The sequence below is a fragment of the Kitasatospora sp. NPDC056181 genome, from assembly GCF_042266225.1.
In the GTDB taxonomy this organism is placed as follows: Bacteria; Actinomycetota; Actinomycetes; order Streptomycetales; family Streptomycetaceae; genus Kitasatospora.
In genome coordinates, this window is sequence record NZ_JBHJUK010000011.1 from 24,793 (window position 1) to 38,904 (window position 14,112).

Consider the following 14,112-nt stretch of genomic DNA (forward strand, 5'->3'; position numbering starts at 1 on the left):
AAACCAGCGAGCCCGGACACACCAGTGAGCACGGGCACGCCAGTGGGCACGGGCAGGCCAGTGGGCACGGACACACCAGTGGGCGCGGGTACCGCCGTCGCGGGAGCGGACGCGCCGGCCCCGGCGAAGCTCTCCGCCGCGAAGCGGGAGCTGCTCAGCCGCCGCCTCAAGGCGCGCACCGCACCGCGCCAGGCCGTCCCGCGGCGGGCCGCCGACGCCACCGTGCCACTCTCCTTCGCCCAGGAACGCCTCTGGTTCATGGAGCAGTTCGCGCCCGGCACCTCCGCCTACAACATCCCGGTCACCCGCCGGCTGCGCGGCCCGCTGGACACCGGCGCGCTGCGCCGCGCGCTGGACGCCTCGGTCGCCCGTCACGAGACGCTGCGCTCGCGCTACCCGGCCACCGAGGACGGCCGCCCGGTGCTGGAGATCGCCGAGCCCGCGCCGTTCGACCTGGTCACCGCCGAGGCGGCGGACGAGGAGGAGGCCGGCCGGCTGGTCGACGCCGCGGCCGCCGTGCCGTTCGACCTGGAGACCGGGCCGCTCCTGCGTGCCCTGCTCGTCCGGCTCGCCGAGGACGACCACCTCCTGCTGCTGGTGGTCCACCACAGCGTGAGCGACGGGTGGTCCAGCGAGGTGCTGGTCGGCGAGGTACTCCGCGGTTACGCCGCCTACGCGGCCGGCAGACCCGACCCGCTGCCGGAACTCACCGTCCAGTACGGGGACTTCGCGATCTGGCAGCGGGAGCGCCTGAGCGGGGACCGGCTCGCCGCCGAGGTCGCCCACTGGGCCGGTGAGCTGGCCGGCGTCGAGCCGCTCGAACTGGCCTTCTCCCGCCCCCGCCCGCCCCGCCAGACCTTCGACGGCGCCGGCCACGGCTTCCGCGTCGACCGGGCCCTGCTGGACGAGCTGACCGCCCTCGGCAGGCGCCACGACGCCACCGTCTACATGGTGCTGCTCGCCGCCTTCCAGGCCCTGCTGGCCCGCTACAGCGGCCAGACGGACTTCGCCGTCGGCTCGCCCATCGCCGGCCGTCCCGAGCCCGAACTCGAACCGCTCGTCGGCATGTTCGTCAACGTGCTGGCGCTGCCCGCCCGGCTCGGCGGCGACCCGTCCTTCAGCGAGCTGCTGCGGCGCACCCGGGAGACCTGCCTGGAGGCCTACGCCCACCAGGAGCTGCCCTTCGCCCAGCTGGTCACCGAGCTGAAGGTGCCCCGCGACGTCAGCCGTCCGCCGGTGTTCCAGGCCGTCCTGGCCGTGCAGAACTACGCCACCACCCGCGGCGGGATCGGCGAACTCCCGCTGGACGTCGAGCCGTTCGGCGTCCGCGCCAGCGGCACCCGGTTCGACCTGGAGCTGTTCCTCCAGGAGTGGCCCGACGGCCTGGCCGGCGCCTTCAACTACAACACCGACCTCTTCACCGAGGACGACATCGCCCGGTTCGGCGGCCACCTCGGCCGGCTGCTGGCCGCCGTCGCCGCCCGGCCGGACGCGCCGGTCTCCACCCTCGACGAGCTGGCCGATGACGAACGCGCCTTCGAGCTGGAGGAGTTCAACCGGACGACGGTCGACCGCCCGGACACCACGCTGCCCGCGATGATCGCCGAGCAGATCGCCCGCACTCCGGACGCGGTCGCCGTCGCCTTCGAGGACCGGCCCGCACTGACGTACCGTCAACTCGACGCGGCGGCCGACCGGATCGCCGCCCGCCTGGCCGCCGAGGGGATCGGCCCGGGGAGCCTGGTCGCGGTCAGTGCCGAACGCTCGCCCGAACTCGTCGCCGGCCTGCTCGGCGTGCTGCGCACCGGCGCCGGCTACACCCCGCTGGAGCCCGAGTACCCCGCCGAACGCCTGGCCTTCCTGCTCGCGGACAGCGCCGCGCCCGTCCTGCTCACCCAGCGCGGACTCCCCACCCCCAAGGGCTGCACCGCCCGCGTGCTGCTGCTCGACGACCCCGCCGAGTGGCCCAGGGCGAAGAGCCGCCCGGCCGGTCCGGCGCCCGACGACACCGCCTACCTGATCTACACCTCCGGCTCCACCGGCCGCCCCAAGGGCGTGCCCAACACCCACCGCGGCATCGCCAACCGGCTCCGCTGGATGCAGGACGCCTACCGGATCGGCCCCGGCGACGCCGTCCTGCAGAAGACCCCGGCCGGATTCGACGTGTCCGTCTGGGAGTTCTTCTGGCCGCTGGCCACCGGCGCCCGGATCGTCCTCGCCAAGCCCGGCGGCCAGAAGGACGCCGGCTACCTGCGCGACCTGATCGCCCGCGCCGGCGTCACCGTCGCCCACTTCGTGCCCGCCATGCTCACCGTGTTCCTCGCCGAGGACGAGGTGGGGAAGTGCACCGCGCTGCGCCGCGTGGTCTGCAGCGGCGAGGCCCTCCCGCCGGACACCGCACGGGAGTTCACCGCCCGGCTGCCGGACTGCGCGCTCGCCAACCTGTACGGGCCGACCGAGGCCGCCGTCGACGTCTCCTCCTGGGAGTGCGAAGGCCCGCTGGAGACCGTCCCGATCGGCCTGCCGATCGACAACACCCGCCTCTACGTGCTCGACGGGGCGCTGCGGCCCGTCCCGCCCGGCGCCCCCGGCGAACTCCACATCGGCGGCACCGCCGTGGCCCTCGGCTACCACCGCCGCCCGGGTCTCACCGCCGCCCGCTTCGTCCCCGACCCCTACGGCCCGCCCGGCTCCCGCCTCTACCGCACCGGCGACCTCGCCCGCCGCCGCCCCGACGGCACCCTCGAACACCTCGGCCGGATCGACCAGCAGGTGAAGATCCGCGGCCTGCGGATCGAGCCCGGCGAGACCGAGGCCCTGCTCCGCGCCCAGCCCGGCATCGCCGACGCCGCCGTGATCGTCCGCGAGGACAACCCCGGCGACAAGCGCCTGGTCGGCTACGTCGTCCTGGAGCCGGGGGCCGAGGAGCCCGACCCGGCCGCCCTGCGCTCGATGCTCAAGCTCTCGCTGCCCGACCACCAGGTGCCCACCGCCTTCCCCGTGCTGGCGGCCCTGCCGCTCACCCCCAACGGCAAGCTGGACCGCCGCGCCCTGCCCGCCCCGAAGCTGCGCCGGGCCGGGGGAGGGGTGCAGAAGCCCGTGACCGGGGCCGAGCGGGTGCTCGCCGCGATCTGGGCCGAGGTGCTGGGCCTGCCCGAGGTCGGCACGGACGAGGACTTCTTCGACCTCGGCGGCCACTCGCTGCTCGCCACCCAGGTGGTCGCCAAGGCCCGCAAGCGGCTCACCGAGGCCGGGGCCCGCCCGATCTCCGTGATGGACCTCTTCACCTGCCGGACGGTGCGTGACCTCGCCGCCCTGGCGGACCTCTCCGAGCAGGACCGCGGCCCGCGCAGGCTGCTGCACCGCCTCACCCGGCCGGTGCCCGCCGACCGCCGCCGGCTCACCCTGGTCTGCGTCCCGTACGGCGGCGGCAGCGCGGTGGTCTACCAGCCGGTCGCCGACCTGCTGCCGGCCGGCACCGAGCTGTGGGCGGTGGCCATCCCCGGCCACGACGTCGGCGTCACCGAGGAGCACCTGCCCTTCGACGAACTGGCCGAGCAGCTGGCCCAGGAGGTTCGCGAGCGGGTCGAGGGCCCGGTGGTGGTCTACGGCCACTGCGGGGTCGGCACGGCGCTCGCCGTCGCCACCGCCCGGCTGCTGGAGGCCTCCGGGCGCGAGCTCGAAGCCGTCTACGCCGGCGCGCAGTTCCCCTTCGCCAAGCCGCGGAGCAGGGTGCTCACCACGCTGAGCCGACTGGCCTCGCTGGAGCCGCTGCTCGGCGACCGGGTCTACGTCAACTGGCTCACCGGCATGGGCGTCGACACCTCCGAACTCGACCAGGACCAGGTCCGGTTCATCGTCGGCAACATGCGCCGCGACTCCCAGGCCGCCGAGGAGTACTTCACCCGGGCCATCGCCGAGGTGGACGCGGGCGCGCCGCGGCTGAGGGCGCCGATGATCTCGCTGGTCGGCGACCGCGACCCGGCCGCCGACTTCTACCAGGAGCGCTACCGCGAGTGGCTGCTGCTCGCCGAGCGGTCGGCCGTCGCGGTGCTCGACCAGGGCGGGCACTTCTTCGTCAAGTACCGCGCCGACGAGGTGGCCGAGGCGGTCACCACCGTGCACCGGGCCGTCCTGGACGGCACGACCGACCGGCTGCCCGCGCCGGGCCCGGACTCCTCCTGGTGGTTCCACGGCGAGACCGGGCCGCCGGCCCCCGTCACGGATGGCCCGGAGCCTGCGCCGGCGACCGCGGCCGACGACGGCCCGCAGCCCAGCATGCGCCGCTTCCTGGCCGTCGCCGCCGGCCAGCTGGTCTCGATCACCGGCTCGGCGCTCACCGAGTTCGCCCTGCCGGTCTGGATCCTGCTGGAGACCGGCTCGATGGCCCGGTACGCGCTCTACGCGGTGATCGCCATGCTGCCCGGCATCCTCGTCGGCCCGCTGGCCGGCGCGCTGGTGGACCGGCTGGACCGCCGGAAGGTGATGCTGGCCGGCGACGTCGCGGCGGGAGCCACCCAGGCCGGGATGCTGGCCCTGCTGGTCGCCGGGCAGCTGCACTCCTGGGAGGTCTACGTGCTGCTCGGCGTGCTCTCGGTGGCGCTCACCTTCCAACGGCTCGCCTACGCCTCCGCGGTGCCCCAGATCGTGCCCAAGCAGTACCTCGGTCACGCCAACGGCATCGTCCAACTCGCCTTCGGTGCCGCACAGTTCGTCGTCCCGCTGGTGGCGGTCGCGCTGATGGCGGCGATCGGCCTGCGCGGCATCCTGGTCATCGACGTGGTGAGCTACGCGCTGGCGGTCGGCGTGCTGCTCGTGGTGAGGTTCCCGAGGACGCTGCCCTGGACCAGGCGCGAGTCGCTCACCGAGGAGATCCGGCACGGCTTCGGCTACTCCTGGCGCAACCGGGGCTTCCGTTCGATGCTGCTCTGGTTCGCCGGCCTGAACGTCTTCCTGGCGCCGCTGTTCCTGCTGGTCACCCCGATGGTGCTGGCCTTCTCCGACCTCGACGGCGCCGCCCGGGTGGCCGTCGCGGGCGGGGCGGGGGCACTGCTCGGCGGAATCGCGATGGGCTTCTGGGGCGGGCCGCGCCGGCACCGGCTGCGGGGCATGCTCGGGCTCGCCGCGCTGCTCTCGCTGGCCTGCGCCTTCACCGGCCTGCACGCCGGGCTCTGGGTGATCGCCGCCGGGGCGTTCGGGATGTCCTTCGCGCTGACGCTGGTCAACGGCGTCTACTCGACGATCGTCCAGGTCAAGGTGCCGCAGCGGTTCCACGGCCGGGTGTTCGCGCTCAACACGCTCGTCGCCTGGTCCACCCTGCCGCTCGGGCACGGCGTGATCGCCCCGCTCGGCTCGGCGGTGTTCGGCCCGCTGATGGACGACGGCGGTGCGCTCGCCGGGGTCTTCGGCCCGCTGATCGGCACCGGGCCGGGGCGCGGCATCGCGTTGATGTACCTGCTGTTCGGCCTGGTGATGCTGGCTCTGGTGGCGGTCGGCCTGCGCCTGCCCGCCCTGGCCCGGTTCGACCGGGACGTGCCCGACGCGGAGCCGGACGACCTGGTCGGCCTGCGGGAGCGCGCCCGCCTGGCGGCCGCCCGCAGGGCCGCGCAGGCCGACCGTTCCGAGGCGCTCTCCGGCTGATCCGCCGACCGCCCGGACGCCCGGACGCCCGGACGCCCGGACGCCGGACGTCAGGTCCGGCCTTCTGCGTCCAACGTCCGCCCCCGACCCCGCCCCCCGACCCCGCCCGTGACCCCGCCCCCGACCCCGCCCCCCGACGCCCGGCGGCCGCCCCCGGCCGCCGGGCTCCCACCCCCTCCGGCAAGGAGTACCCCGTGAGCACCGAAGCCCAGTACCAGGTCGTCGTCAACGACGAGGAGCAGCACGCACTCTGGCCGGCCGGTGCCCCGGTGCCGGCCGGCTGGCGGGCCGAGGGCTTCAGCGGCGGCGAGGAGGAGTGCACCGCCCACGTCGACCAGGTGTGGCCGGACATCCGCCCGCTCAGCCTGCGCCGCCGCCTGAGCTGCTGACCGCCGGACGCCCGGGCCCCCGCTCGCCGGTGCCCGGGCGTCCGGCCGTTCCCGGTGTCCGGCCGGACCGGGCGCCCCGCTCCTGCGCGGTTCACCGCGGCCGCCGCGGCGGCCGGTTGCGGCAAACGCCCGGTTCGAACCCATTGATCACCTGATGCTCACTCAATCGCCGACGGGCCGACCCCCGGTGTACCGCGCCGTCCACTCGAATTCCTTCGCACACAGTCCAGCACCGGGCTGCCCGGCCCCGGGTGGTCCGGCATCGGGAAGGCAGTGGAACCATGGCCAGTACAGACGGCCGGCCCCCGGTCGACCAGCAGCTCCGGGAAGCCGCGGCACGCCTCGGGCGCCGCCGCTTCCTCACCGCCACCTCGGCCGCCGCCGCGCTGGCCTTCACCACCAACCTGCCCGCCGCGCACGCGGCCGACGCCGAACTGGCTCCCCGCTCGCTGAAGGAGAACCCGTTCACCCTCGGCGTCGCCTCCGGCGACCCGCTCCCGGACGCGGTGGTGCTCTGGACCAGGCTCGCCCCCCGCCCGCTGGAGCCGGGCGGCGGGCTGCCGCCGGCCGGCGCGGTGCGGGTCGAGTGGGAGGTGGCCCGGGACGAGCGGTTCCGCCGGACGGTCCGCCGCGGCACGGCCCGTGCGTACGCCGAGTTCGACTACAGCGTGCACGTGGAGGTCGACGGCCTCGACGCCGACCGCGTCCACTGGTACCGGTTCCGCGTCGGCGACTGGACCAGCCCGGTCGGCCGCACCCGCACCACGCCCGCCAACGGCCGCCGGACCGAGCAGGTCCGCCTCGGGCTGGTCTCCTGCCAGGCCTACGAGGACGGTTACTTCACCGCCTACCGCCACCTCGCCGGCGAGGACCTCGACGCCGTCTTCCACGTCGGCGACTACATCTACGAGTACGCCGTCGACGCCGCCGGCGGCGACCGCAGGTACACCGACCGCACGCTGCCCGCGCTCTACGACCACGAGACGGCCACGCTGGAGGACTACCGGCTGCGGTACTCCCTGTACAAGTCCGACCCCGACCTCCAGGCCGCGCACGCGGCCTTCCCCTGGTACGTCACCTGGGACGACCACGAGGTCGAGAACAACTACGCGGCCGGCATCCCCGAGAAGGGCCAGTCGCCCGAGGCGTTCGTCGCCCGCCGCGCCGCCGCCTACCGCGCGTACTGGGAGAACATGCCGCTGCGGATGCCGAGGCCCGAGGGCACCGACCTCAGGCTCTACCGCCGGTTCCAGTACGGCCGGCTGGCGCAGTTCGACATCCTGGACACCCGGCAGTACCGCTCCGACCAGGCCAACGGCGACGGCTGGCAGTACCCCACGCCGGAGTCCGAGGACCCGTCGCGCACGCTGACCGGCGCCACCCAGGAGCGCTGGCTGCTGGACGGCCTGCGCAGGTCCAGGGCGGTCTGGAACGTGCTGCCGCAGCAGGTCGTCTTCAGCCGACGGAAGAACACCACCGCCGAGCGGTCCAAGCTCTCGATGGACGCCTGGGACGGCTACCCGGCCGCCCGCGAGCGGATCCTGGCCGGGGTCGAGCGGCTCGGCGTGGAGAACCTGGTGATCCTCACCGGGGACGTCCACGTGGCCTACGCGCTGGACGTCAAGCGGGACTTCGACGACCCGGCGTCCCGGACGGTGGGCGTCGAGTTCGTCGGCACCTCGATCAGCAGCGACGGCGACGGCGCCGCGAAGCCCGCCAACTGGTCGACGCTGACGTCGGCCAACCCGCACATGAAGTTCTACAACGGACTGCGCGGCTACACGACGGTCACCCTCACCCCGGAGCACGCCCGCGCCGACTTCCGGACGGTGTCCCACATCACCACCCCGGGAGGGACGTTGGCCACCGCCGCGTCCTTCGTGACCGAGGCCGGGAACCCGGGACTCCGGGAGGTCTGACGGCCCGTAAACTACACCGGTGTCGATTCGGCCGTCCCTCCGGCGTGCGGGGCGGCCATCCGGGTGACATAGTGTCCGCTGACCGGCGAGACGCCGTGTCAGTTCGCGGTACGGGCGGGGCCGGACGGGGTGAACCGGCGGCGGAGCCCTGCCGCCATACCCATCGAACGAAAGGGACGGGAACCCGTGCGGTCCGAGAACGCTCCGGCCACCTCGACACCTGTGGCCGCCAGTCAGTCACTGACGCTGGCAGGCATGCTCTTCGCGGTCTCGATGACCTTCATCGACCAGACCATCGTCTCCATCGCGGCGCCCGACATCATCCACGAGCTCGGCCTCTCCTCGGTCGGCATGCAGTGGGTGGTCAACTCGTACCTGCTGGCGCTGGCGGCGTTCTTCGCCCTCGGCGGGCGGCTGGCGGACGTGCTCGGCCACAAGCGGATGGCGCTGGTCGGCACACTGACCTTCGTGGCCGCCTCGGCCCTGTGCGGCGCGGTGCCGACCGGCGGCGCGGCGCAGACCTGGCTGATCGTCTTCCGCGCGCTCCAGGGCGTCGGCGCGGCGCTGATGTTCCCGGCCGCGCTCGCCGTGGTGGTGGAGGTCTTCCCGGTGCAGCGGCGCGGCCGCGCGCTGGCGCTCTTCTTCGGTGTGGCCGGCGGTCTCACCGCGGTCGGCCCGATCCTCGGCGGCTGGCTGACCAGCTGGACCTGGCGGGCGATCTTCTGGGTCAACGTGCCGATGGCCGTCATCGCGATCGTCCTGACGCTGATGGCGAAGATCCGCAACACCCCGCGCCGTGAGCCGATCGACTGGGTGGGCGCCGCGCTGGTGGCGGTCGGCATGGCCCTGAGCGTGCTCGGCCTCCAGCAGGCCGCGACCTGGGGCTGGGACAGCCCGGCCACCTGGCTCTGCATCGCCGGCGGCCTCGCCGTGATGGTCCTGTTCGTCCTGTTCGAGCTGCGCAGCCAGGACCCGCTGATCAAGCTCCGGGTCTTCGCCGACCGTGCCTTCGCGGCCGACAACGCGGTGCTGTTCTTCGCGATGATCGCGTTCGTCCCGGTGTTCTTCTTCGCCTCGGTCTACTCGCAGGTGGCGCTCAACCAGTCGGCCAACGACGCGGGCCTCTACCTGCTGGTGTTCTTCGCCGGTTTCGCCCCCGGCTCGCAGCTCGGCGGCCGGCTGCTCGACCGCGTCGGTGCCCGGCCGCCGATGATGGTGGGCACCGCGGTCGGCGCCGTGGGCTTCGCGCTCTGGGCCGGCAAGATCACCGAGCTGTCGCTGGGCGCCCAGTGGCCGTACATCGCGCTGGCCGGCCTCGGCATCGGCCTGCTGCTCACGCCCGCGTCGACGGACGCCGTCAACCGCGCGATCGGCGCCTCGTACGGCGAGGTCACCGGCATCACGCAGACCGTGCGCAACTACTCGGCCAGCCTCGGCATGGCCGTGCTGGGCACCGTCCTGCTGCACAGCACCACCGCGAACATCCAGGACACCCTGCTGGCGCACGGCGTCCCGGCCGAGGTCGCGCACGGCACCGCGGAGGAGATCACCAAGAGCATCACCGGCCACGGCGAGGGCGGCGGCGGCCAGGGCGGCGCGTCCGGCGCCTCCGCCGAGATGATCGACGCCGTCCGCCACGCCTTCGCCGAGGCCAACGGCCCGGTGCTGTACGGCATGGCGGCCGCGCTCGGCGTCGCGTTCCTGTGCGCGCTGCTCCACCCCGGCACGCGGGTCACCGCGGAGTCGGCCCCGGCCGCCGGCCAGGAGGAGCAGGTGGCCAAGACCGGCGCCTGAGCCGCACGGCCAACACGCCGGGCCCCCGCGGCGCCGGCAGCGTGACCAGGGCGGCCGGTCTCCCCGAGACCGGCCGCTTTCGCGTGTCCGCGGGCACCGCGTCCGGTTCGAAGCCGGAACTCAGGTCTGCATGCACTCGTCGTACTGCTGGTTGCACTCGTCGTGGCACCGCTGCCACTGGAACCTGTCGCCCATGTCGAGCTGGGGCTGGCAGTCCTGATCGCAGGAGTCGAGGCGCTGGCTGCACCTGATCCGCTGTTGCCGCTCCTCCTCGGTGAACATGGGGACGATCCGTTCTCCGGTGGCGCCGCCGTGCGGGCCCGCCGCCGGCCGGGTCGTCGCGTACCGGCCGGGGCCCGGCCGGACGGACGCCTCGGCGTGGAATCCGGGGATGGCCATGATGATGCTCCCGTCACGTGGTCCGGACGGAGACCTCCGGCCGCCGGTCGGCCGGCGCTCCCTCGCGGGCCGACCCCGGGGGCACCGGGCGAGCGGCCCGCTGCGTCCAGGCTACGCCGTCGGGCCGTGCCGCCCCCGGGGTCGGCCCCGCTCCCGCCGAGGTGCACGTCGGGCCGGGCAGGAGCAGCCTGGAAGTAGTGGATGACCGCGGGCGACCGAAGCCAGGGTCTCCCCGGCTCCCCCCCACGCGAGTGAACGGAAACCTCGCGTCGAACGGCCCGGCATGTTTCACGACCCGACATTTCACGACCTGACATTTCACGACCCGACACGTGCACGACCCGACATGTCTTCACGCCCCCGTTCCCGCGGCACCCGGGCGGGCCGCCGCCCGCTGCCGTAGCGCTGCGCACGGGCGGTGACGGTGAGGGAGATGACCGATGACCGACGGTGAGTGGCAGGACGCCCCCGCCCCCGGCGGCGGGGCCCGCCGTCCGCGCAGGGTGCGCGTCCCCGGGTTCGTCCCCGGGTTCGTCACCGACGAGGAGATCGGCCTCGGGGACGCGGTCAGGCGTGTGACGAGCACGGTGGGCATCAGGAGGCCCTGCGGTGGTTGTGAGCGGCGCGCGGCCGCACTCAACCGCCGGGTGGTCCTGTCGCGGGGCCGCGCTCACCAACCGTGAGCGCGGTGACGGACCGTGACGCGGACTCCGCGACGGTCCGGACGCCGTGACGTGAGGCAGGACGCGTGACCCGAGGCATGACGTGAGGAGTCACCGATGGAGCAGGAGTACCAGGAACACCCCGACCTGGTGGAGGACCGGCCGGCGGACGGCCCCGACCGCCTCGGGCCGGTCCTCGACCCGCCGGACCATGCCACCGTGACCGCCGCCGCGGCGAGCGCCCCGGCGATGCCGGACCATGCCACCGTGACCGCCGCCGCGATGCCGGACTACGGCTGCGGCCACGGGTGCGGGAGCGGGGACACGACCGCGGAGGCGGCCGGGGACGACTCAGGGCGGGGCGGCCGCGGTCACGGCGGCGGCTACGTCTACGTGCTCGGCCAGGTCGACTACCGGTTCCCGAGCCTGGCGGTCGAGAAGGAGGTCGCCCAGGCCGTGTACCGCTCCGACAGCGCCGAGCTGACCGACCGGCAGGCCGTGCACGCGGTCGTCTCACACCCCGACAACCGTTACCTCGCACGCCAGTTGTGCTACGTCCTGAGCGTGCAGGGGATCGAGACCTACCTCCTGCGACCGCGGGACCCGGTGGAGTTCGACCGCCTGGTCGCGGCCGTCCGGCCGGAACCCAAGGGCTCCGACCTCGACGTCGTCATCGGCCACCGGGGGCCGCTCGCCCCGCCCGACCTCTGCAACGGCCTGACGCTCCCGGTCGTCTCCTTCGACCAGATCTACTCCTTCGACACCGAGGAGCTGGTGGCGGCGATAGACCGGCCCGCGGGAATGGCCGACGACCTGTTCGTGACGTCCTCCAGGGAGTTGCTGCACCGGGTGATGCAGCTGGGGGACAACGCGGGCGACACCGACGAGCACCGCGCGCTGAACTACCTCGCGGTCCGCTACCCGCGCATCTACGAGAAGACCGTGGAGGCCTTCGCCGCCGACTCCTCGCTGACCGCGGTGAGCTTCCGCGACTCCCGGCTGAGCGGCGCCCGCAGGATCATCGACGTCCTGTTCTGCTACACCGACCGCCGGACGGACGTCACCGAGAAGTTCTTCGTCCGGGTGGACGTCACGGAGGAGTTCCCCTTCCTGGTGAACAAGCTGTGTCCGTACTACGACCGTTGACCCGCGCCGGCCGGGCGCGGGAGAAGGAGGTGCGGGAGATGACGATCCCGGGATTCACCGCCGAGTCGGTGCTCCACCACACGGGCGGGCACTACCGGGTGTTGAGCCACGGCTCCGCACGGGGCCCGCAGGTGATCGAGGGGCAGGGCGAGTTCCTGACCCCGCTCTGCGAGCTGGAGTGCCGCGGGGTCTGCTCCAGCGCGTGCGAGCCCAACCCCGGCGGCGCCCGCTGCAAGCGGTGCCGGAAGTGGTGCCTGGACGACTGCGACGGCGGCCCCATCGGCTGACCGGACAGGGCACGACCCGGCAGACCCGGCATGGGCCGGGCCGCGGCCGGACGGGCCCGCGCGGGTGCAGGACGCACCCGGGACGAACGACGCGTCTTCGTCCGGGCGGACGTCACGGAGGAGTTCCCGTTCCCGGTGAACAAGCAATGTCCCTACTACGACCGTTGACCCGCGCCGGCCGGGCGCGGGAGGAGGAGGTGTCGGAGATGACGATCCCGGGATTCACCGCCGAGTCGGCGCTCCACCGCACGGGCGGGCACTACCGGGTGTCGCGCCACGGCTCCGCACGGGGCCCGCTGGTGATCGTGGGGCAGTGGTCGTTCTGCGCGCAGGAGTGCAGGGCCGAATGCCTGGTCCCGTGCCGGAACCACCCCGGTGGTCGGGAGTGCCGGCAGTGTCGGAAGGACTGTCTGGACACCTGCGACACCAGCCGCTTCCGGTGATCCGGTACCCGACCGGACCCGGCCGGGGGCCGAGGACCGAGGCAGGCCGGCGGGACCACGCACACGGGACGACCTGATGACGACACCGTTCGAACAGGCCGGGCTCACACGGCTGATGGCACGCGGCGCCGGCCGGCCGGAGGTCGTCGTCGCGGTGATCGACGGCCTGGTGGCCCTGGACCACCCGGGCCTCGTCGGGCGGCGGCTGCGCATCCTGACGGATGGCGGACACGGCGGCGCGTGCAGCCGCGCGGGCGGCGGCGGCCCGGCCTGTCTCCACGGCACCTTCGTCGCCGGCCTGCTCGGCGCCGGGCGCGGGTGGGAGCCGCCCGGCATCTGCCCGGGCTGCACGCTCCTGCTGCGCCCCGTCTTCGCGGCCGACCGCGACGCCGGCCGCGCCGCCCCCGCCACGCGGCTGGAGGACCTCGCGGCCGCCGTCGTGGAGACGGTCGACGCGGGCGCCCGCGTGCTGAACCTGAGCGTCGGCCCGGACCGGCCCGTCGGCACGGCGCACCGCGAGCTGGAGTGGGCGCTGGACCACGCCGCCAACCGCGGCGTGATCACGGTGGTGGCCGCCGGGAACCAGGGCGCGGTCGGCACCTCCGTCCTCACCCGGCACCCCTGGACGATCCCGGTGATCGCCTACGACCGGCGGGGGCGGCCGATGGACCTCTCCAACCTGGGGGGATCGATCGGGGGGCGCGGCATCGGCGCACCCGGCGAGGCCGTCACGGGTCTCGGCCCCGGGGACCGTCCGTTCGCGCTCACCGGTACCAGCGCCGCCGTCCCGTTCGTGGTGGGCACGGTCGCCCTGCTGCTGTCCGAGTTCCCCGCGGCGTCGCCGGCCGAGGTGCGGGCGGCCGTCCTGCGCACCGGTTCCGGGCGGCGCCGGACGGTGGTGCCGCCGCTGCTGGACGCCTGGGCGGCGTACACCGAGCTGCTGCGTGCCCCGGACCGCCGGGGCCGCAGCGGTCCGTTCACGGACCGGAGGGCCGGCGGGTCACCTCCCGCGCGGCGGACGGTCCCCGATGAACTGGAGTTCCGCTGATGATCACAGTCTTCCGTATCGACGCCCCCGGGACCGGGATCGAGCTCAAGGGGGACGGGAACCCCACCCCCGAGCAGATCGAGGAGGAGAAGGAGGCCCGGCAGGCCTTCCTGGACGCCGTGTCGCCCCACTTCAAGGCCCTGCCGGAGCGGCCGCTCCACGCCTTCGGCAACGTGTCGAAGGTGGAGCTGTTCGGCGAGGACGTGGTGACCCGGATGAACCACTACCTGCTGGTGGTGACCGTCGACATCGGCGATCCGCGGATCGAGTTCGAGTCGTTCGTGCCGGGCGGCACGACGGTCACCACGGTGGAGGGCGACCTGAGCCCGATCTCCCAGTGGCCGGACGGCGATCGGAGGTGATCCGCCGCCCGGCTGCCCCGGCA

At 74.0% G+C, this 14,112-nt stretch carries 11 protein-coding genes; 10 read left to right on the forward strand and 1 reads right to left on the reverse strand.

The genetic code is table 11. The annotated features are described in order from the left end of the window. Positions 1 to 78: 78 nt before the first annotated feature. From ACFC1F_RS07300 to ACFC1F_RS07315, 4 genes are all read left to right on the forward strand, one after another. Positions 79 to 5,640 (forward strand): amino acid adenylation domain-containing protein, encoded by a 5,562-nt coding sequence (locus ACFC1F_RS07300; protein WP_376156303.1) that lies wholly within the window; start codon positions 79 to 81, stop codon positions 5,638 to 5,640. 194 nt (positions 5,641 to 5,834) lie between these two features. Beyond that, the gene (locus ACFC1F_RS07305) at positions 5,835 to 6,029 is read left to right on the forward strand and encodes an MbtH family NRPS accessory protein (RefSeq protein ID WP_209414784.1); all 195 of its coding nucleotides are present in this window, start codon (positions 5,835 to 5,837) and stop codon (positions 6,027 to 6,029) included. 281 nt (positions 6,030 to 6,310) lie between these two features. Continuing rightward, complete coding sequence (locus ACFC1F_RS07310) at positions 6,311 to 7,948, forward strand: alkaline phosphatase D family protein (protein ID WP_376156305.1); 1,638 nt, start codon at positions 6,311 to 6,313, stop codon at positions 7,946 to 7,948. A 255-nt stretch (positions 7,949 to 8,203) separates the two neighbouring features. Then, on the forward strand, positions 8,204 to 9,742 hold the full coding sequence (locus ACFC1F_RS07315) for an MFS transporter (protein WP_376156307.1): 1,539 nt from the start codon (positions 8,204 to 8,206) through the stop codon (positions 9,740 to 9,742). Positions 9,743 to 9,862: 120 nt separating this feature from the next. Here the strand turns inward: ACFC1F_RS07315 and ACFC1F_RS07320 are convergent, their stop codons facing one another. Beyond that, positions 9,863 to 10,141 (reverse strand): hypothetical protein, encoded by a 279-nt coding sequence (locus ACFC1F_RS07320; RefSeq protein ID WP_376156308.1) that lies wholly within the window; start codon positions 10,139 to 10,141, stop codon positions 9,863 to 9,865. Between the two features lie 440 nt (positions 10,142 to 10,581). On the opposite strand from ACFC1F_RS07320, the gene ACFC1F_RS07325 reads away from it, so the two are divergent. From ACFC1F_RS07325 to ACFC1F_RS07350, 6 genes are all read left to right on the forward strand, one after another. Next, on the forward strand, positions 10,582 to 10,824 hold the full coding sequence (locus ACFC1F_RS07325) for a hypothetical protein (RefSeq protein ID WP_376156310.1): 243 nt from the start codon (positions 10,582 to 10,584) through the stop codon (positions 10,822 to 10,824). A gap of 96 nt (positions 10,825 to 10,920) precedes the next feature. Next, positions 10,921 to 11,949 carry a hypothetical protein gene (locus ACFC1F_RS07330; RefSeq protein ID WP_376156311.1) on the forward strand — a complete coding sequence of 343 codons (1,029 nt, stop codon included), beginning with the start codon at positions 10,921 to 10,923 and terminating at the stop codon, positions 11,947 to 11,949. 38 nt (positions 11,950 to 11,987) lie between these two features. Further along, positions 11,988 to 12,236, forward strand: a complete 249-nt coding sequence (locus ACFC1F_RS07335; protein WP_376156313.1) for a hypothetical protein — start codon at positions 11,988 to 11,990, stop codon at positions 12,234 to 12,236. 206 nt (positions 12,237 to 12,442) lie between these two features. After that, positions 12,443 to 12,679, forward strand: a complete 237-nt coding sequence (locus ACFC1F_RS07340) for a hypothetical protein (RefSeq protein ID WP_376156315.1) — start codon at positions 12,443 to 12,445, stop codon at positions 12,677 to 12,679. 76 nt (positions 12,680 to 12,755) lie between these two features. Then, positions 12,756 to 13,727 carry a S8 family serine peptidase gene (locus tag ACFC1F_RS07345; RefSeq protein WP_376156316.1) on the forward strand — a complete coding sequence of 324 codons (972 nt, stop codon included), beginning with the start codon at positions 12,756 to 12,758 and terminating at the stop codon, positions 13,725 to 13,727. Next, positions 13,727 to 14,089, forward strand: a complete 363-nt coding sequence (locus ACFC1F_RS07350) for a hypothetical protein (RefSeq protein WP_376156318.1) — start codon at positions 13,727 to 13,729, stop codon at positions 14,087 to 14,089. Before ACFC1F_RS07345 ends, ACFC1F_RS07350 begins: the two co-directional genes overlap by 1 nt. The last annotated feature ends 23 nt before the right edge of the window (positions 14,090 to 14,112 follow it).

Coding starts and splice junctions, on each gene's coding strand:
- ACFC1F_RS07310 (WP_376156305.1), top strand. CDS start 6,311: ATGGCCAGTACAGACGGCCGGCCCCCGGTCGACCAGCAGCTCCGGGAA.
- ACFC1F_RS07315 (WP_376156307.1), top strand. CDS start 8,204: ATGCTCTTCGCGGTCTCGATGACCTTCATCGACCAGACCATCGTCTCC.
- ACFC1F_RS07320 (WP_376156308.1), bottom strand. CDS start 10,141: ATGGCCATCCCCGGATTCCACGCCGAGGCGTCCGTCCGGCCGGGCCCC.
- ACFC1F_RS07325 (WP_376156310.1), top strand. CDS start 10,582: ATGACCGACGGTGAGTGGCAGGACGCCCCCGCCCCCGGCGGCGGGGCC.
- ACFC1F_RS07330 (WP_376156311.1), top strand. CDS start 10,921: ATGGAGCAGGAGTACCAGGAACACCCCGACCTGGTGGAGGACCGGCCG.
- ACFC1F_RS07335 (WP_376156313.1), top strand. CDS start 11,988: ATGACGATCCCGGGATTCACCGCCGAGTCGGTGCTCCACCACACGGGC.
- ACFC1F_RS07340 (WP_376156315.1), top strand. CDS start 12,443: ATGACGATCCCGGGATTCACCGCCGAGTCGGCGCTCCACCGCACGGGC.
- ACFC1F_RS07345 (WP_376156316.1), top strand. CDS start 12,756: ATGACGACACCGTTCGAACAGGCCGGGCTCACACGGCTGATGGCACGC.
- ACFC1F_RS07350 (WP_376156318.1), top strand. CDS start 13,727: ATGATCACAGTCTTCCGTATCGACGCCCCCGGGACCGGGATCGAGCTC.